Consider the following 18,674-nt stretch of genomic DNA (forward strand, 5'->3'; position numbering starts at 1 on the left):
CACGTGACCGACGCCCTGCACACGGACCTGCTCGCCCTGGCCCAGGAGGCGGCCCGTCGCGCCGGCGAACTCCTGCGCGACGGCCGCCCGGCCGACCTGGCGGTCGCGGCGACCAAGTCGAGCCCGATCGACGTGGTCACCGAGATGGACATCGCGGCCGAGAAGCTGATCACGACCCTGATCGCCGAGCAGCGCCCCGACGACGGCTTCCTCGGCGAGGAGGGCGCCTCCGTCGAGGGCACGAGCGGCGTCCGCTGGGTGATCGACCCCCTCGACGGCACGGTCAACTACCTCTACGGACTGCCGACCTGGTCCGTCTCCATCGCCGCCGAACAGGACGGCGAGAGCGTGGTCGGCGTGGTGGCGGCCCCCATGCGGGGCGAGACGTACCACGCGGTCCGAGGCGAGGGCGCCTGGGCGACCGGCCCCTGGGACGGCGAACGCAGGCTGGCCTGCCGCCCCACGGCCCCCCTCGACCAGGCGCTGGTCTCGACCGGCTTCAACTACGTCACCGAGGTCCGCACCCACCAGGCCGACGTGGCCCAGCGCCTGATCCCTCTGCTGCGAGACATCCGCCGCGGCGGCTCGGCCGCGATCGACCTGTGCGACCTCGCCGCGGGCCGCCTCGACGGCTACTACGAGCGGGGCCTCAACGCCTGGGACGTCGCAGCGGGCGACCTCATCGCCCGGGAAGCGGGCGCCCTGACCGGTGGCCGCCCGGGAGAACGCCCGTCCCGTGACCTGACAGTGGCGGCGACACCGGGCGTCTTCGAGCCCCTCCAGCAGCTCCTGGAGAACCTCGGCGCCTGGCACGACTGACCCCGGCACGACTAACCCCGGCACGACTGACAGCGACGACAAGCACAAAAAGGCGGGGCCCCGGTGCTGGATTCACCGGGACCCCGCCGTAGTACTGAAAAGGTCGATCAGACGCCGGACAAGCCGACTTCCACACCATGCTCGGCGGCGAGGCGGCGCAGGTCGTCGAGCTCGCCCTGCTCCACCTCGACGAGGAAGTCGTCGCCCTCATTACGAGCCCGCGTCAGGTCGGACTCGGTCGTCTTTATGCGCTGCAGAAGTCCTGCGGTGAAAGCGTCCATGCTGCGCCCCCTCGTCCTGGGTCGTGGGTCGGTGGCACGGGGGTGTGCCATTCGGAAGGGGCGATCACGTCTCCGGTAGGTGCCCAGCGCTGCCCATGCCGGGCGGCGACGGTGCCGGACACCCACACCCGCTCTGCGGAAAGCGGATCGCTTCGTACCGCATGGTGCAGCGGCACAAGCAGAGCGTGATCGCGGGGTGTACATGCCGTCCTCCCCGCGGTCCCTCCCACGGAAACCTCAACCGGAAGAGAAAATCTCGCATTCCCGGGCCTCACACCTGCCCTGCAGGGGCCCCTCACCCGTCTTACCGCCGACTTATGGCCGAAAAGGGCAGGATGGAGGCCAGGACAGCCGACAAACCCCTGCCCGCGTGCCTATGAGCGCTACGCGGGTGGACACAGGAAGGACAAGCGACGTGCGCGTACTCGTCGTCGAGGACGAGCAGCTGCTCGCCGATGCGGTGGCCACCGGACTGCGCCGGGAGGCCATGGCCGTCGACGTCGTGTACGACGGTGCGGCCGCCCTGGAGCGCATCGGCGTCAACGACTACGACGTGGTCGTCCTCGACCGCGACCTCCCCCTGGTGCACGGCGACGACGTCTGCCGCAAGATCGTCGAACTGGGCATGCCCACCCGAGTGCTGATGCTCACGGCCTCCGGCGACGTCAGCGACCGGGTCGAGGGACTGGAGATCGGTGCCGACGACTATCTCCCCAAGCCCTTCGCCTTCAGCGAGCTGACGGCACGCGTGCGTGCCCTCGGCCGCCGTACGAGCGTCCCGCTGCCGCCCGTCCTGGAGCGCGCCGGCATCAAGCTGGACCCCAACCGCCGCGAGGTCTTCCGGGACGGCAAGGAGGTGCAGCTCGCGCCGAAGGAGTTCGCGGTGCTTGAGGTGCTGATGCGCAGCGAGGGCGCGGTCGTCTCCGCCGAGCAGCTCCTGGAGAAGGCCTGGGACGAGAACACGGACCCGTTCACGAACGTGGTGCGGGTGACCGTCATGACGCTGCGCCGCAAGCTGGGCGAGCCGCCGGTCATCGTGACCGTCCCCGGTTCCGGCTACCGGATCTGACGCGCCATGGCCGCGACTCCCGCGCCTCCCCAGGCGCCGCCGAAACCCACCTGGGACCCCCGCAGGCAGGAACCGCCCTTCCCGTGGCTGCGCCCGACGATCCGCATAAGGCTCACGCTGCTGTACGGCGGCATGTTCCTGATCGCCGGCATCCTGCTGCTGTCGATCATCTATCTGCTGGCCGCGCAGGCGATCAACACGGGCAACGAACCGCTGTTCAAGATCGTGAACGGCAACCAGCTCCAGGTCACCAGCGACAACTGCCCGGCGATCAAGGACAGCAGCCTCACGATCTCCCAGTTCAACGAGGCGATCAGCGCCTGCATCGACGACCAGCGCCGCGTTGCGCTGGACGATCTCCTCAGCCGTTCCCTGCTCGCCCTCCTCGGCCTCGCGATCATCGCCTTCGCCTTCGGGTACGCCATGGCCGGCCGGGTGCTCTCGCCGCTGGGCCGGATCACCCGGACGGCCCGCGCGGTGGCGGGCTCGGACCTGTCCCGCCGTATCGAGCTGGACGGCCCGGACGACGAGCTGAAGGAACTCGCCGACACCTTCGACGAGATGCTGGAGCGGCTGCAGCGGGCCTTCACCGCCCAGCAGCGCTTCGTCGGCAACGCCTCGCACGAGCTGCGGACGCCGTTGGCGATCAACCGCACGCTGCTCGAGGTGCACCTCTCCGACCCGAACGCGCCGATGGAGCTCCAGCAGCTCGGCAAGACGCTGCTGGCCACCAACGAGCGCAGTGAGCAGCTCGTGGAGGGCCTGCTGCTGCTCGCCCGCAGCGACAACCAGATCGTCGAGCGCAAGCCGGTCGACCTCGCCGAGGTCGCCGAGCAGGCCGTCGACCAGGTGCACGCCGAGGCGGCCGCCAAGGGCGTGCTGATCCGCGGCGAGCAGAAGCCCGCGGTGGTCCAGGGCAACGGCGTCCTGCTGGAGCGCATCGCCCTGAACCTGGTGCAGAACGCCGTCCGGTACAACATCCCGGAGGACGGCTGGGTCGAGGTCACCACCGAGATCCAGCACGGGCAGGCGGTCCTGGTCGTGTCGAACACGGGGCCGGTGGTGCCGGCGTACGAGATCGACAACCTCTTCGAACCGTTCAGACGGCTGCGTACGGAGCGCACGGGAAGTGACAAGGGTGTGGGCCTGGGCCTCTCGATCGTGCGGTCCGTGGTGCGGGCACATGGCGGGCACATTGCGGCTCAGCCGCGTGAGGGCGGCGGGCTGGTGATGCGAGTCACCCTTCCGGTCTGAGACCATGTGCGCCGACACACGCCGCAGCATGAGGGATGTTCGCTTTGCGCGGAATTTTCTGGGCACTCGGCGAGCGGTCTCGTGTGTGATCGATCACAAGGGCGATTTTCTGGCCATCTACTCTCCGTGATCATGTGCCCAGTCGGAAAGCCGGGAAAATCCGGGTTTTCGGGGGTCTTGATCACGGGAAGTACACGGTGAGACGCCTTTGAACTGCGGCATTAGGACCGTGTACGGTCCGCTTCGCCATCCAAGCCGATCACTCTTGAGGAGTTCGGTTGGGTGTCGATTGAGTAACAGACCTTGATGTGAGGCAAAATCTCCGCCTCGGGTCGGGCACAAGTCCGGCCTCTCACGCGTTACGTGCGCTGGAGACACCGCAGACACCCAGAGGGGGAGAGCGACATGGCAACGGATTACGACACCCCACGCAAGACCGACGACGACGTCGACTCGGACAGCCTTGAAGAGCTGAAGGCCAGGCGGAACGACAAGTCGACTTCCGCAGTGGACGTCGACGAGTTCGAGGCTGCCGAAGGCCTGGAGCTGCCCGGCGCGGACCTCTCGAATGAGGAGCTGGCCGTCCGGGTGCTGCCCAAGCAGCAGGACGAGTTCACCTGCATGAGCTGCTTCCTGGTGCACCACCGCAGCCAGCTGGCCCGGGAAAAGAACGGTCAGCCGATCTGCCGCGACTGCGACTGAGGTCGGGTCGGGCATGACTGGCTCGACCCCTCCTCGGAAGCGCCGCTTCCGGAAGCAGGAAGCGGACCAACGGCCGTCCGACGGCCCTTACGGCGCGCGTGACGACGAGCGGGGCTCATCCGACAAGGGAGCCTCGCTCGAACCGATGTCCGGGGCTGACCTCCCGGCGTCGGCCGAGTTTCACGCGCCCATCGCCCGGCGCAGGGCCGCGGTCATCCGGGAAAAGGCCAGGGAAGGCGTCCGTAGGGGCGGCAGCCGCGCCAGAGCGGCGCTCGGGTACCTGACCGACCGGATCATCGAGATCGCCCCGCGGATCCCCGTACGCGACCTCGCGACACTGCGCCGGCATTTCCCGGGTCTCGGGCCCGAACAGCTCGCCGACAAGTTGGTGGCGGGAGCTGCCAACGCGAGCTCGACCGTCGGTGCCGGAGTGGGCGCGGCGGCGATGCTGCCGGTGCCGCCGGCGATGCCGACCGAGCTGGCCGCCGAGATCACGGGTGTGGCCGCGATCGAGCTGAAGCTGATCGCCGAGCTGCACGAGGTGTACGGCGTACGCCCGCCCGGCAATCTGCGGGAGCGCAGCACCGCGTATCTGTCCTCGTGGTCCGAGGAACGGGGCATCGACCCCGTCAAGCCCTCCACGGTCAACGCCGCGCTCGGCGGGCAGATGAAGCGTGAGCTGCGTCAGCAGATCATGAAGCGCATGGTGCGCAACCTGCCGAACCTCATGCCCTTCCTGGTGGGCGCCGCCGTGGGCGCGGCCATGAACCGGCGGGACACGAAGAGACTCGCCGCGCGGATCCGCGCGGACCTGCGCAAGGTCCAGGTGCCGTGGGAGGAGTTGGCGGAGCTGCCGGCCCTGGAGCGTCCGGCGCGGCCGCTGCCGATGGGCGACACCGAGAGAAGCCACTGGCGCAAGGAACTCGGAGACGGCTGAGCGCGGCGCCCTGGAAGCGTCGGCGCGGCCCGGGGGAGAGGCCAGGTCGCACAGGTCGATCACGGGACGAGCCGCCGTGATGCGGGCCCGTGAAGGCCGTGATCGGGACGCCCGCGATGGCCGATCGAGCCGGTTCCGCCGGCCGATCGAGAGGCTCCGTGCCGACCGATCGGCGGGGGCTTCCGGAGGGCGACCGGCGGGCGTCCCGGCACGAAGGCCGCGTACCCCTCCGGGAGGGCGATCGACACCCCGGTGGGCAGGACGGCCCGCTCACCGGGCTTCAGCTCACGGCTCTCGGTGGTGCGACATCCGGACGCTCCCGCGCCCGGTGAGCTTCTCGGCGCGCACTACGGAGAGTGTTTCGGCTGTGGCGGCGAGCAGCCCCACGGGCTGCACCTGGAGGCGCGGGCCGGGGACGGCGTGAGCATCACCGCCGAGTTCACCGTGCAGCGCGCCCACCAGGGCGCCCCCGGGCTCGCGCACGGCGGTGTCCTCGCGAGCGCCCTGGACGAGACGCTCGGCTCGCTCAACTGGCTGCTGCGCACCATCGCCGTGACCGGGCGGCTGGAGACCGACTTCGTGCGGCCGGTTCCGGTCGGCACGGTGCTGTATCTGGAGGCCGAGGTGACCGCGGTGGCGGATCGCAAGATCTACTCCACCGCCACGGGGCGGATCGGCGGTCCCGACGGGCCCGTCGCCGTCCGCGCCGACGCCCTCTTCATCGAGGTGAAGGTCGACCACTTCATCGACAACGGCCGCCCGGAGGAGATCCGGGCCGCCATGAACGACCCCGACCAGGTGCGGCGTGCCCGCGCCTTCGAGGTGAACCCGTGAGCCGTGCCCCCCTGAGTGTGCTGATCCGGCGCGTCGACCCGGACGTACCGCTTCCGACGTACGCGCACCCCGGCGACGCGGGAGCCGATCTGCGCACCACCGAGAGCCGTGAGCTGAAGCCCGGTGAGCGGGCCGTCCTGCCCACCGGGGTGTCGATCGCCCTCCCGGAGGGGTACGCGGCCTTCGTGCACCCGCGTTCCGGTCTCGCCGCCCGTCTCGGTGTCGCCCTGGTGAATGCCCCGGGGACGGTTGATGCCGGGTACCGTGGGGAGATCAAGGTGATCGTGGTGAATCTCGACCCGCACGAGCCCGTGCGGTTCGAGCGCTTCGACCGGATTGCCCAACTGGTCGTCCAGCAGGTCGAGAGGGTTCGCTTCCAGGAGGTCGCGGAGCTTCCCGATTCGGCGCGGGCTGAGGGGGGCTTCGGGTCCACGGGTGGCCATGCCGCGGTGGGCGACACAAGCGGCACAAGCGATACAAGCGGTCAGGCCGCCGATGGCGGCACTACGGGTGGGAATCGATACGCTTCGGTCGTATCCGACCGGGAAGGACAGTGACGTGTTCGGACGTCGCAACAAGAAGGGTGCCGCCGAGGACGCGGCCGGCGAGCCCGAGCAGGTCGTCGACATCGACTCTGAGGCGGACGACGACGGCACGCGTGAGCGCGTACGGCTCGAACCGGAACCGCGGCCCGACGGGCCCTGGGACAGTGCCGAGGTCCGTGACCCCGCCGAGGGCCGGGTAGACCTGGGCGGCCTGTTCGTGCCGGGCGTCGACGGCATGGAACTGCGCGTGGAGGTCGCGGGCGACGCGATCGTCGCGGCGACGGTCGTGCTGCGCGACAGCGCCATCCAGCTCCAGGGCTTCGCCGCGCCCAAGCGCGAGGGCATCTGGGGCGAGGTGCGCGAGGAGATCGGCTCGGGCATCACTCAGCAGGGTGGCATCATCGACGAGGTCGAGGGGCCGCTCGGCTGGGAGCTGCGGGCCCAGGTGCCGGTGCAACTGCCGGACGGCACGGGCGGTTTCCAGGTCGTGCGGTTCGTGGGTGTGGACGGTCCCCGCTGGTTCCTGCGCGGTGTGATCTCGGGCCAGGGCGCGGTGCAGCCGCAGGCGGCCGGTCTGCTCGAGCAGATCTTCCGGGACACGGTCGTGGTCCGTGGCGAGGGTCCGATGGCCCCGCGCGACCCGATCGTCCTGCAGCTGCCCAACGACGCCCAGATGGTTCCCGAGGGCGTGCAGCAGGAGGAGGCGGGATCCCGCTTCTCCGGCGGAATGGGCCAGCTCCAGCGCGGGCCGGAGATCACCGAGGTCCGGTAACGGACGACAGAGAGAACTAGTCAGACACGAAAGTGGGCCGCACCCCCGAGCGGGGTGCGGCCCACTTTCGTGTGCGGAATCCCGGCGGCCTCGTGCGCGAATCCCCTTGCGCGACCTCTTGACGGCCTATTGGTCTGTACCTATTGTCTGCGGCCATCGCGAGTGTTCAAAGGGACGCTCATTGTTCACGTACGAGAACGGATGGCCCCCACATGTCACCTGGTCCCGCACGTCACCGCCGCAGATTCCGTCGCACCGCCCTGTTCGCGGTGCTGACCACCGCGCTGGTGTCCACCCTGCTGTTGCGGCCGCAGGCCGACCGTGCCGACGCCGCGCCCGCCACCTTCGTCCATCCCGGAGTCACCGTCTCCAAGTCCCAGCTGGACTTCGTGCGCACCAAGGTCAACGCCGGCGCCCAGCCGTGGAAGGGCGCGTTCGACCAGATGACGGCGAGCAAGTACGCCGATCTGAACCGCGCCCCCAAGCCGCGTGCCGTCGTCGAGTGCGGCTCGTACTCGAACCCGAACTACGGCTGCACCGACGAGCGCGAGGACGCGATAGCCGCCTACACCGACGCCCTCGCCTGGTACATCACCCGCGACGAGCGCTACGCGCGCAAGGCCATCGAGCTGATGGACGCCTGGTCCGGGGTGATCAAGGACCACACCAACAGCAACGCGCCCCTGCAGACGGGCTGGGCCGGCTCCTCCTGGCCGAAGGCCGCCGAGATCATCAAGTACACGTACACCGGGAGCTGGGCGAACTCCGGACGGTTCGCCACCATGCTCCGCGACGTCTACCTGCCCAAGATCATCAACGGCTCGAACTCCAACGGCAACTGGGAGCTGTCGATGATGGAGGCCGCCGTCGGCATCTCCGTCTTCCTGGAGGACAAGGCGTCGTACGACAAGGCCATGGCGAAGTTCCGCACCCGCACCGCCGCCTACGTCTATCTGTCCTCCGACGGCGACCTGCCCAAGACCGTGCCGAGCCAGAACCTCGACACACGCGAGAAGATCGTCAACTACTGGCAGGGGCAGGGCACCTTCGTCACCGGCCTCACCCAGGAGACCTGCCGCGACTTCACCCACACCGGGTACGGCATCTCCGCGATCTCGCACGTCGCGGAGACCAGCCGGATCCAGGGCCAGGACCTGTACGGCACGGACGTCGGCGAGCGGCTGCGGCAGGCGCTCGGGTTCCAGGCCAAGTACCAGCTGGGTACGGCCGCCCCGAGCTGGCTGTGCGGCGGCTCGCTGAAGCTCGGCCTCGGCCCGGTCACCGAGGTCGGCTACAACGCGCTGCACAACCGCCTCGGCATCGCGATGAGCAACACCCAGACGCTGACCGAGCGAGGCCGCCCGGCCGGCAGCAACAACCTCTTCGTGGCCTGGGAGACCCTCACTCACGGCGACAACCCCAGCTGAGGCCTGCGATGCGCGGCGGGGGCGTCAGAGTTGCGTCAAAGACGCCCCCGTCGCGACAGCCGGTCCCCTTTGTCGCGATTCTTGGCCGTAAGGTCGACGCTGCGTAGGCGGCTGCGCAGGTGACAGTGGCCGGAACACAATGGGGACCATGGGACGCGGCAAGCTTCGGATCTACCTCGGTGCGGCACCGGGCGTCGGCAAGACGTACGCGATGCTGTCCGAGGCGCACCGGCGCGTCGAGCGGGGCACCGACTGTGTCGTCGGTTTCGTGGAGCACCACGACCGGCCACGCACCGAGGTGATGCTCCACGGGCTGGAGCAGATACGCCGCAAGGACCTCGAGTACCGGGGGAGCCGCTTCACCGAGATGGACGTGGACGCGGTCCTGACCCGGCGCCCACGGGTCGCCCTCGTGGACGAACTCGCCCACACCAACATCCCCGGCTCGCGCAACGCCAAGCGCTGGCAGGACGTCGAGGAACTCCTCGCCGCCGGCATCGACGTCATATCGACCGTCAACATCCAGCACCTGGAGTCCCTCGGGGACGTCGTGGAGTCGATCACCGGCGTACGGCAGCAGGAGACGGTGCCGGACGAGGTGGTGCGCCGGGCCGACCAGATCGAGCTGGTCGACATGTCGCCCCAGGCGCTGCGGCGCCGTATGGCGCACGGCAACATCTACACGTCGGACAAGGTCGACGCGGCCCTGTCCAACTACTTCCGCCCCGGCAATCTGACCGCCCTGCGCGAGCTCGCGCTGCTGTGGGTGGCGGACCGGGTCGACGAGTATCTGAAGCAGTACCGCAGCGATCACCGGGTGTCGCGGATCTGGGGCTCGCGGGAGCGGATCGTCGTGGGGCTGACCGGCGGGCCCGAGGGCCGGACGCTGATCCGCCGGGCCGCGCGGCTCGCGGAGAAGGGCGCCGGCGGTGAGGTCCTCGCCGTCTACATCGCCCGCAGCGACGGGCTGACGTCCGCCTCGCCGAAGGAACTCGCCGTCCAGCGCACCCTCGTCGAGGACCTCGGCGGCACCTTCCACCACGTCGTCGGCGACGACATCCCGGCGGCGCTGCTGGCCTTCGCGCGCGGCGTGAACGCCACCCAGATAGTGCTCGGCTCCTCGCGCCGCAAGAGCTGGCAGTACGTCTTCGGACCGGGCGTGGGCGTCACCGTGGCCCGGGAGTCGGGCCCCGACCTCGACGTGCACATCGTCACGCACGAGGAGGCCGCCAAGGGGCGCGGACTGCCCGTGGCCCGGGGAGCGCGCCTCGGCCGGCCCCGGATCCTCGCGGGCTGGCTCGTCGGCGTCGGCGGTCCGGCGCTGCTCACGCTGCTGCTGACCCACGTCGACGCCGACCTGGGGCTCGCGAACGACATGCTGTTGTTCCTGACCCTGACGGTGGCGTCGGCCCTGCTCGGCGGGCTCTATCCCGCCCTCGCCTCGGCGGCGGTCTGCTCCCTGCTGCTGAACTGGTTCTTCACACCACCGGTGCACCGCATCACGATCGCCGACCCGAAGAACCTGCTCGCGCTGGTGATCTTCGTCTTCGTGGCGGTGTCGGTGGCCTCCGTGGTCGACCTGGCGGCCCGGCGCACCCACCAGGCGGCCCGGCTGCGCGCCGAGTCGGAGATCCTGTCCTTCCTCGCCGGGAACGTGCTGCGCGGCGAGACCGGCTTGGAAGAGCTGCTGGAGCGCGTCCGCGAGACCTTCGGCATGGAGTCGGCGGCCCTGCTGGAGCGGGAGAGCGACGTCGACCCGTGGACCTGCGCCGGCAGCGTGGGCGTGGGATCGGCACCGGCTCGACCCGAGGACGCGGACGTCGACGTCCCCGTCGGCGACCACATGGCGCTCGCGCTGACCGGCCGGGTGCTGCCCGCCGAGGACCGCCGGGTCCTCGCCGCCTTCGCCGCCCAGGCCGCGGTCGTCCTGGACCGCCAGCGCCTCCAGCGGGAGGCCGACCAGGCCAAGGAGCTGGCCGAGGGCAACCGCATCCGCACGGCGCTGCTGGCGGCCGTCAGCCACGACCTGCGCACGCCCCTCGCGGGCATCAAGGCGGCCGTCTCTTCACTGCGCTCCGACGACGTGGCCTGGTCCGAGGAGGACGAGGCCGAGCTGCTGGAGGGCATCGAGGAGGGCGCCGACCGGCTCGACCACCTGGTCGGGAACCTGCTCGACATGTCCCGGCTCCAGACCGGCACGGTCACGCCGCTGATCCGCGAGATCGACCTCGACGAGGTGGTGCCGATGGCGCTCGGCGGGGTGCCGGAGGGCAGCGTGGAGCTGGACATCCCGGAGACCCTGCCGATGGTCGCCGTGGACCCCGGGTTGCTGGAGCGGTCGGTGGCCAACCTCGTCGAGAACGCCGTCAAGTACAGCCCGGACGACGACAGGGTCCTGGTGGCCGCCAGCGCCATCGCCGACCGGGTGGAGGTCCGGGTGGTCGACCGCGGCCCAGGCGTCCCGGACGAGGCCAAGGAGCGCATCTTCGCGCCCTTCCAGCGCTACGGCGACGCCCCGCGCGGCGCCGGAGTCGGGCTCGGCCTGGCCGTCGCCCGCGGCTTCGCCGAAGCCATGGGCGGCACCCTCAACGCCGAGGACACACCCGGCGGAGGCCTCACCATGGTGCTCACCCTGAGGGCCGCGGGGGCGCGCTCCGGGGAACCGCCCGGCCCCGCCGAGCCCTCCCACGCCCCGGGGCCCGCCCGCTCCGACGAGCCCGTTCACTCCGTACGACCCGAAAGGCAGACCACATGACCCGGGTTCTGGTGATCGACGACGAGCCGCAGATCGTGCGCGCCCTCGTGATCAACCTCAAGGCCCGCAAGTACGAGGTCGACGCGGCCCACGACGGGGCCACCGCCCTCGAACTCGCCGCCACCCGTCACCCCGACGTGGTCGTCCTCGACCTCGGTCTGCCCGACATGGACGGCGTCGAGGTGATCCGGGGACTGCGCGGCTGGACCCGGGTGCCGATCCTGGTGCTGTCCGCCCGGCACTCCTCCGACGAGAAGGTCGAGGCGCTCGACGCGGGCGCCGACGACTACGTCACCAAGCCCTTCGGCATGGACGAGCTGCTGGCCCGGCTGCGGGCCGCCGTCCGCCGCGCCGAGCCCACCGGGGCCGGCGAGGACGAGGTGATGGTGGAGACCGAGGAGTTCACCGTCGACCTCGCCGCGAAGAAGGTCAACCGGAGCGGGAACGACGTACGGCTGACGCCCACGGAGTGGCATCTGCTGGAGGTGCTGGTCCGCAACACGGGCCGTCTGGTCAGCCAGAAGCAGCTGCTGCAGGAGGTGTGGGGGCCGTCGTACGGGACGGAGACGAACTACCTGCGGGTGTACATGGCCCAGCTGCGCCGAAAGCTCGAGGCGGACCCGTCGCATCCGAAGCACTTCATCACGGAGCCGGGGATGGGCTACCGGTTCGAGAAATGAGCCGGTCACGGCAGGTCGGTTCGGGCGGTGGTACCAGGGGTACGTAGGTGTCGGTGCACCCCGGTAGGCTTCAAGACATGAGTGCTGTTCCTCGTTCCGAAAAGTCGGTGGGCCGGTTCCGGCGCATGCTCGACCGGCTCTCCTCGTCGCAGGAGGACCTGGAGTCCGAGGAGCTGCGGGAGGACGCCGAGACCACCGGCTGCATCAAGATCGGTGACTGCCATGACCGTCAGATCGTGACGGTTACTGGTACCTTGCGCACGGTCACGCTTCGACCGCGTGCGGGAGTCCCGGCCCTGGAGGCCGAGCTGTTCGACGGCTCCGCCGCCCTGGACGTGGTGTGGCTCGGCAGGCGCTCCATAGTGGGCATAGAGCCCGGGCGCCGGCTGATCGCATCCGGCCGGGTCTCCATGAGCCGGGGCCGCCGTGTGCTTTTCAACCCGAAATACGAACTGAGACCCCTCGGACGGGAGTAGCCGGTGACGTCGCTCGACAAGCCGACCGAAGACACCACCGCAGAAGCCGAGCAGGATGCCCGGGCGGTGACCGAGGCCGCGCTGTTCGAGGCCTTCGGCGGCATGCGCGGCATGGTCGAGACGGTGCTGCCCGGCCTTCTGTTCGTCACCATCTTCACGATCAACAAGGACCTGCACATGTCGGCCATCGCGGCCCTCGCGGTGTCCTTGGTGCTCGTGGTGGTGCGCCTGGCGATGCGGGACACCGTCAAGCACGCGTTCAGCGGTGTCTTCGGTGTCGCCTTCGGTGTCGTGTTCGCGATGATGACGGGCAACGCGAAGGACTTCTATCTGCCCGGCATGCTCTACACGCTGGGGCTGGGTCTCGCCTACATCATCACGACCCTGTGCGGTGTGCCGCTGATCGGCCTGATCCTCGGCCCGGTGTTCAAGGAGAACCTCTCCTGGCGCACCCGCAACCCCGGCCGCAAGAAGGCGTACGCGAAGGCCAGTTGGGCCTGGGGTCTGATCCTGCTCGCCAAGTGCGCGATCCTCTTCCCGCTGTACTGGTGGGCCGACACGGCCCAGCTGGGATGGGTGCTCGTCGCCCTGAAGATCCCGCCGTTCCTGCTGGCCGTGTGGCTGACCTGGGTGTTCCTGGCGAAGGCTCCCGCGCCGATCGACGTGTTCGCGGAGATGGAGGCGGCCGAGAAGGCCGAGGAGGAGCGCAAGGCTGCCGCCGGCCAGGCCGAGTAGGTACTGGGCCTGTCGGCAAGGAAGGGCGCCCCGAATTTCGGGGCGCCCTTCCCGTCGTATCAGGGGCGCCGTTCCCGTCGTATCAAGCGAAGCGGCTAGCCCGCTGTGTCCTCGCGGCGGACCGAGAGCAGGTCCTCCAGCTGTTCCTCACGGGCCTGCGCGGCCACGAAGAGGAGCTCGTCGCCCGCCTCAAGGGAGTCCTCGCGGGACGGGGTGAGGACGCGGGTGCCGCGGATGATGGTGACCAGGGACGTGTCCTGCGGCCACTCGACGTCGCCGACCTGGGTGCCGGCCAGGGCCGACTCCTCCGGGAGGGTCAGTTCGACGAGGTTGGCGTCGCCGTGGCTGAAGCGCAGGAGCCGGACCAGGTCGCCGACCGAGACGGCCTCCTCGACCAGTGCCGACATCAGGCGCGGGGTGGAGACGGCCACGTCCACGCCCCAGGACTCGTTGAAGAGCCACTCGTTCTTGGGGTTGTTGACGCGGGCGACGACGCGCGGAACGCCGTACTCCGTCTTCGCGAGCAGGGACACGACCAGGTTCACCTTGTCGTCACCCGTGGCCGCGATCACCACGTTGCAGCGCTGGAGCGCCGCCTCGTCCAGCGACGTGATCTCGCACGCGTCGGCCAGCAGCCACTCCGCCTGCGGGACCCGCTCGACCGAGATGGCGGTCGGTGCCTTGTCGATCAGCAGGATCTCGTGGCCGTTCTCCAGCAGTTCGCCCGCGATGGAGCGGCCCACCGCACCGGCACCGGCAATGGCGACCCTCATCAGTGACCGCCCTCCTCTTCGGGACCCTTGGCGAAGGACGCCTCGACCTTGTCGACCTCGTCGGTGCGCATCATGACGTGCACCAGGTCACCCTCCTGCAACACCGTCTGCGAGCTGGGCAGGATCGCCTCGCCGAGCCGGGTCAGGAACGCCACCCGGACGCCCGTCTCCTCCTGGAGCCGGCTGATCTTGTGGCCCACCCACTCGCTGGACGTGTGCACCTCGGCGAGCTGGACGCCGCCGGTGGGATCCCGCCACAGCGGCTCCGCGCCCGAGGGCAGCAGACGGCGCAGCATCTGGTCGGCCGTCCAGCGGACCGTGGCCACGGTGGGGATGCCCAGACGCTGGTAGACCTCGGCGCGGCGGGGGTCGTAGATACGGGCCGCGACGTTCTCCACGCCGAACATCTCGCGGGCCACCCGTGCGGAGATGATGTTGGAGTTGTCGCCGCTGGAGACCGCCGCGAAGGCGCCCGCCTCCTCGATGCCGGCCTCGCGCAGGGTGTCCTGGTCGAAGCCGACGCCGGTGACACGGCGGCCGCCGAACCCGGGGCCCAGCCGGCGGAACGCGGTGGGGTCCTGGTCGATCACCGCGACCGTGTGCCCTTGTTGCTCCAGGGTCTGGGCCAGAGCGGAGCCCACCCTTCCGCAACCCATGATGACGATGTGCACGGCGCTTACCCCGCACTCCTCGTGAGGCGTCTGACTTGCGTGAACGTGGTGCTCATAACCTTCTCTCGGTTCGCCGGGCATCAGGCGCGGGCCGGTCGCGGACCGCTGGGCAACATCATGCCGGGCCATGGCCGGAATGATCCCTCGCGGTACGGATCGTGGACTCGCGTGTGCCTCGGTCCACCGTAACCTTCGGCCCGTCGCCCTCAGTAAGAGCCCTCAACGGCGGCCGAGGCTCCTCAACGACGGTTGAAGCTGCGGACGCTGGCGAGTGCCAGGACGCCGAGTCCGGCGAGCGAGACGAGGGCTCCGACGAGCTGAGCGGTCGTCTGCGACATGGGGTCTCCCGGCTGTGATGAGCGTACCGACGCAGGTCATGGAGGCATGAGGACGCTGTCCGGCCCCGTGCCCGGCGCGGGAGCGGGGCGGAATTCACCCCCGCGCCGTGCGCGATTTCACCCGGATGTGCTCCGTACCAGGCAGGGGGCCTACGATTCTCTGTTGTGTCCAAACTGACCGACGTGCCCAAGCGGATTCTGATCGGGCGCGCACTGCGCAGTGATCGGCTGGCGGAAACGCTCCTGCCGAAGCGCATCGCGCTGCCCGTCTTCGCCTCCGACCCGCTGTCCTCCGTGGCGTACGCGCCCGGAGAAGTGCTGCTGGTCCTCTCCATCGCGGGCGTGTCGGCGTACCACTTCAGCCCCTGGATCGCGGTCGCGGTCGTCGTGCTGATGTTCACCGTGGTCGCCTCCTACCGGCAGAACGTGCACGCCTACCCGAGCGGCGGCGGCGACTACGAGGTGGCGACCACCAACCTCGGCCCCAAGGCGGGCCTGACCGTCGCCAGCGCCCTGCTGGTCGACTACGTCCTGACCGTCGCCGTCTCGATCTCCTCCGGCATCGAGAACCTCGGCTCCGCGATCCCGTTCGTCGTCGAGCACAAGGTCGAGTGCGCGGCCGCGGTGATCCTGTTGCTGACGCTGATGAACCTGCGCGGCGTCAAGGAGTCCGGCAACCTCTTCGCGATCCCGACCTACGTCTTCGTCGCGGGCGTCTTCATCATGATCGCCTGGGGCGCGTTCCGCGGGCTGGTCCTCGACGACACCATGCGGGCACCCACGGCGTCGTACGAGATCAAGGCCGAGCACGAGGGCCTCGCCGGCTTCGCGCTSATCTTCCTGCTSCTGCGCGCCTTCTCCTCCGGCTGCGCCGCSCTCACCGGRGTCGAGGCGATCTCCAACGGCGTCCCGGCCTTCCGCAAGCCCAAGTCGAAGAACGCCGCGACCACGCTCGCGGCGATGGGCCTGCTGGCCGTCACCATGTTCTGCGGCATCATCGGGCTCGCCATGGCGACCAAGGTCCGCATGGCCGAGAACCCGGCCGTGGACCTCCTCAAGGACGGTGTCGCGGTCGGCTCGGGCTACGTCCAGAACCCAGTGATCACCCAGGTCGCCGAGGCCGTCTTCGGCAAGGGCAGCTTCTTCTTCATCGTGCTCGCGGCGGCCACCGCGCTGGTGCTGTTCCTGGCCGCCAACACCGCCTACAACGGCTTCCCGGTGCTCGGCTCGATCCTCGCCCAGGACCGCTATCTGCCGCGCCAGCTGCACACCCGCGGCGACCGGCTCGCCTTCTCCAACGGCATCGTGCTGCTGGCCGGCGCGGCAACTCTCCTGGTGTGGATCTACGGCGCCGACTCCACGCGCCTGATCCAGCTGTACATCGTCGGCGTGTTCGTGTCCTTCACGCTCAGCCAGATCGGCATGGTCCGGCACTGGAACCGCCTCCTGGCGACGGAGAAGGACCAGGCCAAGCGCCGCCACATGATCCGCTCCCGCGCGATCAACACCTTCGGCGCCTTCTTCACGGGCCTGGTCCTGGTCGTCGTGCTCGTCACCAAGTTCACGCACGGCGCGTGGGTCGCGCTGCTGGGCATGGTGATCTTCTACGTCACGATGACGGCGATCCGCCGCCACTACGACCACGTCTTCGAGGAACTCGCCGCCCCCGAGGGCCCGAGCGACGACAGCGTGCGGCCGTCGCGCGTGCACTCCGTCGTCCTGGTCTCCAAGATCCACCGTCCCGCGCTGCGCGCCCTGGCCTACGCCAAGCTGCTGCGCTCGGACACCTTGGAGGCGCTCAGCGTCAACGTCGACCCGGCGGAGACCAAGGCGCTGCGCGAGGAGTGGGAGCGGCGCGGGATCGACGTACCGCTGAAGGTGCTCGACTCGCCCTACCGCGAGATCACGCGGCCGATCATCGAGTACGTGAAGGGGCTGCGCAAGGAGTCGCCGCGCGACGCGGTGTCCGTGATCATCCCCGAGTACGTGGTCGGGCACTGGTACGAGCATCTGCTGCACAACCAGAGCGCGCTGCGGCTGAAGGGCCGGCTGCTGTTCACGCCGGGCATCATGGTCACCTCGGTGCCGTACCAGCTCCAGTCCTCCGAGGTGGCGAAGGTCCGCGCCCGCAAGCGCCAGGAGTGGAACGCCCCCGGTGCGGTGCGGCGGGGGCCGGCCCAGGAGCGGGCGAAGGAGCCCGAAGCCCGGAAGTGACGGGCGCTGAGCACATGGCAGGAAGTGACGGGGCGCTGAGCACCTAGCCGGAAGTGACGGGGGCCGTGAGCACGTAGACTGGTGGGCTGTTGTCAGGCCCTCCCAAGACCGTTGCGCAGGGCCGTACCCCCCGTCTCGATCTGGAGTCCCCCCGCCATGCAGGCAGAACCGAACAAATCGCAGGCGGGGTCGCTCGTGGGGGAGGAGTACGAGGTCGAGATCGGCCCCGTCGCCCACGGCGGGCACTGCATCGCCCGCACCGACGCCGGCCAGGTGCTGTTCGTACGGCACACGCTGCCCGGTGAGCGGGTCGTGGCCCGGGTGACCGAGGGCGAGGAGGGCGACCGCTTCCTGCGCGCGGACGCCGTCGAGATCCTGACGGCCTCCAAGGACCGCATCGAAGCCCCCTGCCCCTTCGCCGGCCCCGGCCGCTGCGGCGGCTGCGACTGGCAGCACGCCAAGCCGGGGGCACAGCGCCGGATGAAGGGTGAGGTCATCGTCGAGCAGCTGCAGCGGCTCGCGGGACTGACGCCGGAGGACGTCGGCTGGGACGGCACGGTGATGCCGGCCGAGGGCGACAAGCTGCCCGCGGGGCAGGTGCCGCAGTGGCGGACGCGCGTGCAGTACGCGGTCGACGCCGACGGCCACGCCGGTCTGCGCCGGCACCGCTCGCACGACGTGGAGCCGATCGACCACTGCATGATCGCCGCCGAGGGTGTCAGCGAGCTGGGCATCGAGAAGCGGGACTGGACGGGCATGGCGTCGGTCGAGGCGATCGCGGCGACGGGGTCGCAGGACCGGCAGGTGATCCTGACGCCGCGGCCCGGCGCGAGGCTTCCGATGGTGGAGCTGGACCGGCCGGTGTCGGTGATGCGGGTCGGCGAGAAGGACGGCGGCACCCACCGTGTCCACGGCCGCCCCTTCGTCCGCGAGCGCGCGGACGGCCGTACCCACCGGGTCGGCAGCGGCGGCTTCTGGCAGGTCCACCCGAAGGCCGCGGACACCCTGGTGACGGCGGTCATGCAGGGCCTGCTGCCGCGCAAGGGCGAGATGGCGCTGGACCTGTACTGCGGCGTGGGCCTCTTCGCGGGCGCGCTGGCCGACCGGCTCGGCGACAAGGGCGCGGTCCTCGGCATCGAGTCCGGCAAGCGCGCCGCCCAGTCACGGATTCCGGCGTCGAACAGGTCCGTATCGCCGTTCCGGGGGTAACGGATGCGGCACCCCTCAGGAGTTGAGCCGGCGCAGCAGCGCCGTTCGGTGCTCCCGTATCGCCAGGTCCGGCGTGGGCGCGGCGGTCTCGGGTGTGGCCGTCCTGTCGACTCCCGGCAGTTGGTCGACTCCCGGCAGTTGAAGGAACCGGGTCACCTCGGTCCCAAGGTGCGCCAGATCGGG

17 protein-coding genes and 2 pseudogenes are annotated in these 18,674 nt (G+C 70.0%); 15 read left to right on the forward strand and 4 right to left on the reverse strand.

Annotated elements, in window-relative coordinates; translation table 11 throughout:
* The first annotated feature begins 3 nt into the window (after positions 1-3).
* Positions 4-819 (forward strand): inositol monophosphatase family protein, encoded by an 816-nt coding sequence (locus tag EAO75_RS07805; protein ID WP_147994208.1) that lies wholly within the window; start codon positions 4-6, stop codon positions 817-819.
* Between the two features lie 107 nt (positions 820-926).
* On the opposite strand, the gene EAO75_RS45635 is transcribed toward EAO75_RS07805, so the two are convergent.
* Entirely contained in the window at positions 927-1,100 is a 174-nt protein-coding gene (locus EAO75_RS45635) for a hypothetical protein (protein WP_187284329.1), read from the reverse strand.
* Positions 1,101-1,515: 415 nt separating this feature from the next.
* On the opposite strand from EAO75_RS45635, the gene EAO75_RS07810 reads away from it, so the two are divergent.
* The 4 genes from EAO75_RS07810 to EAO75_RS07825 all read left to right on the forward strand — a co-directional run bounded on the left by EAO75_RS07810 (position 1,516) and on the right by EAO75_RS07825 (position 5,062).
* Positions 1,516-2,169: a response regulator transcription factor gene (locus EAO75_RS07810; protein WP_007385219.1), complete on the forward strand. Its 654-nt coding sequence runs from the start codon at positions 1,516-1,518 to the stop codon at positions 2,167-2,169.
* 6 nt (positions 2,170-2,175) lie between these two features.
* Positions 2,176-3,423, forward strand: coding sequence for a sensor histidine kinase (locus tag EAO75_RS07815; RefSeq protein ID WP_147994209.1), 1,248 nt, complete (start codon positions 2,176-2,178; stop codon positions 3,421-3,423).
* A gap of 405 nt (positions 3,424-3,828) precedes the next feature.
* The gene (locus tag EAO75_RS07820; protein ID WP_005481602.1) at positions 3,829-4,125 is read left to right on the forward strand and encodes a DUF4193 domain-containing protein; all 297 of its coding nucleotides are present in this window, start codon (positions 3,829-3,831) and stop codon (positions 4,123-4,125) included.
* Positions 4,126-4,138: 13 nt separating this feature from the next.
* Positions 4,139-5,062 (forward strand): hypothetical protein, encoded by a 924-nt coding sequence (locus EAO75_RS07825; RefSeq protein WP_147994210.1) that lies wholly within the window; start codon positions 4,139-4,141, stop codon positions 5,060-5,062.
* Positions 5,063-5,172: 110 nt separating this feature from the next.
* Here EAO75_RS07825 and EAO75_RS48505 read toward each other — a convergent pair.
* Positions 5,173-5,391: pseudogene (locus tag EAO75_RS48505) on the reverse strand (dUTP diphosphatase); the annotation flags it as partial.
* Here EAO75_RS48505 and EAO75_RS07835 point away from each other — a divergent pair.
* The 8 genes from EAO75_RS07835 to EAO75_RS07870 all read left to right on the forward strand — a co-directional run bounded on the left by EAO75_RS07835 (position 5,315) and on the right by EAO75_RS07870 (position 13,286).
* The gene (locus EAO75_RS07835; RefSeq protein ID WP_410092208.1) at positions 5,315-5,896 is read left to right on the forward strand and encodes a PaaI family thioesterase; all 582 of its coding nucleotides are present in this window, start codon (positions 5,315-5,317) and stop codon (positions 5,894-5,896) included. The pseudogene EAO75_RS48505 and the gene EAO75_RS07835 overlap by 77 nt on opposite strands.
* Positions 5,893-6,453: a dUTP diphosphatase gene (gene dut / locus EAO75_RS07840; protein ID WP_147994212.1), complete on the forward strand. Its 561-nt coding sequence runs from the start codon at positions 5,893-5,895 to the stop codon at positions 6,451-6,453. Before EAO75_RS07835 ends, dut begins: the two co-directional genes overlap by 4 nt.
* Position 6,454: 1 nt before the next feature.
* Positions 6,455-7,213: a DUF3710 domain-containing protein gene (locus tag EAO75_RS07845; RefSeq protein ID WP_147994213.1), complete on the forward strand. Its 759-nt coding sequence runs from the start codon at positions 6,455-6,457 to the stop codon at positions 7,211-7,213.
* A 212-nt stretch (positions 7,214-7,425) separates the two neighbouring features.
* Entirely contained in the window at positions 7,426-8,640 is a 1,215-nt protein-coding gene (locus tag EAO75_RS07850; protein ID WP_147994214.1) for an alginate lyase family protein, read from the forward strand.
* A 148-nt stretch (positions 8,641-8,788) separates the two neighbouring features.
* Positions 8,789-11,395 (forward strand): sensor histidine kinase, encoded by a 2,607-nt coding sequence (locus EAO75_RS07855; RefSeq protein WP_147994215.1) that lies wholly within the window; start codon positions 8,789-8,791, stop codon positions 11,393-11,395.
* Positions 11,392-12,075 carry a response regulator gene (locus EAO75_RS07860; protein ID WP_147994216.1) on the forward strand — a complete coding sequence of 228 codons (684 nt, stop codon included), beginning with the start codon at positions 11,392-11,394 and terminating at the stop codon, positions 12,073-12,075. Before EAO75_RS07855 ends, EAO75_RS07860 begins: the two co-directional genes overlap by 4 nt.
* A 77-nt stretch (positions 12,076-12,152) precedes the next feature.
* Positions 12,153-12,551 (forward strand): OB-fold nucleic acid binding domain-containing protein, encoded by a 399-nt coding sequence (locus tag EAO75_RS07865; protein ID WP_147994217.1) that lies wholly within the window; start codon positions 12,153-12,155, stop codon positions 12,549-12,551.
* Between the two features lie 3 nt (positions 12,552-12,554).
* Positions 12,555-13,286: a DUF3159 domain-containing protein gene (locus EAO75_RS07870; protein WP_147994218.1), complete on the forward strand. Its 732-nt coding sequence runs from the start codon at positions 12,555-12,557 to the stop codon at positions 13,284-13,286.
* Between the two features lie 95 nt (positions 13,287-13,381).
* Here EAO75_RS07870 and EAO75_RS07875 read toward each other — a convergent pair whose 3' ends face one another.
* Both EAO75_RS07875 and EAO75_RS07880 read right to left on the reverse strand, forming a co-directional pair.
* Complete coding sequence (locus tag EAO75_RS07875) at positions 13,382-14,059, reverse strand: potassium channel family protein (protein ID WP_147994219.1); 678 nt, start codon at positions 14,057-14,059, stop codon at positions 13,382-13,384.
* Positions 14,059-14,730, reverse strand: a complete 672-nt coding sequence (locus tag EAO75_RS07880; protein ID WP_147994220.1) for a potassium channel family protein — start codon at positions 14,728-14,730, stop codon at positions 14,059-14,061. The genes EAO75_RS07875 and EAO75_RS07880 overlap by 1 nt, the downstream gene beginning before the upstream one ends.
* Before the next feature lie 503 nt (positions 14,731-15,233).
* Here EAO75_RS07880 and EAO75_RS07885 point away from each other — a divergent pair.
* A complete protein-coding gene (locus tag EAO75_RS07885; RefSeq protein ID WP_147994221.1) occupies positions 15,234-17,282 on the forward strand; it encodes an APC family permease in 2,049 nt (682 codons plus the stop codon).
* A gap of 156 nt (positions 17,283-17,438) precedes the next feature.
* A pseudogene (locus tag EAO75_RS07890) lies at positions 17,439-18,443 on the forward strand (class I SAM-dependent RNA methyltransferase); the annotation flags it as partial.
* Between the last annotated feature and the right edge of the window lie 231 nt (positions 18,444-18,674).

This window comes from Streptomyces sp. UW30 (assembly GCF_008042075.1).
Taxonomy (GTDB): domain Bacteria; phylum Actinomycetota; class Actinomycetes; order Streptomycetales; family Streptomycetaceae; genus Streptomyces.

What these genes read in the sequence shown, in the direction of transcription:
- EAO75_RS45635 (WP_187284329.1), bottom strand. Translation starts at nt 1,100, where the DNA reads ATGGACGCTTTCACCGCAGGACTTCTGCAGCGCATAAAGACGACCGAG.
- EAO75_RS07815 (WP_147994209.1), top strand. Translation starts at nt 2,176, where the DNA reads ATGGCCGCGACTCCCGCGCCTCCCCAGGCGCCGCCGAAACCCACCTGG.
- EAO75_RS07820 (WP_005481602.1), top strand. Translation starts at nt 3,829, where the DNA reads ATGGCAACGGATTACGACACCCCACGCAAGACCGACGACGACGTCGAC.
- EAO75_RS07825 (WP_147994210.1), top strand. Translation starts at nt 4,139, where the DNA reads ATGACTGGCTCGACCCCTCCTCGGAAGCGCCGCTTCCGGAAGCAGGAA.
- EAO75_RS07850 (WP_147994214.1), top strand. Translation starts at nt 7,426, where the DNA reads ATGTCACCTGGTCCCGCACGTCACCGCCGCAGATTCCGTCGCACCGCC.
- EAO75_RS07855 (WP_147994215.1), top strand. Translation starts at nt 8,789, where the DNA reads ATGGGACGCGGCAAGCTTCGGATCTACCTCGGTGCGGCACCGGGCGTC.
- EAO75_RS07860 (WP_147994216.1), top strand. Translation starts at nt 11,392, where the DNA reads ATGACCCGGGTTCTGGTGATCGACGACGAGCCGCAGATCGTGCGCGCC.
- EAO75_RS07865 (WP_147994217.1), top strand. Translation starts at nt 12,153, where the DNA reads ATGAGTGCTGTTCCTCGTTCCGAAAAGTCGGTGGGCCGGTTCCGGCGC.
- EAO75_RS07875 (WP_147994219.1), bottom strand. Translation starts at nt 14,059, where the DNA reads ATGAGGGTCGCCATTGCCGGTGCCGGTGCGGTGGGCCGCTCCATCGCG.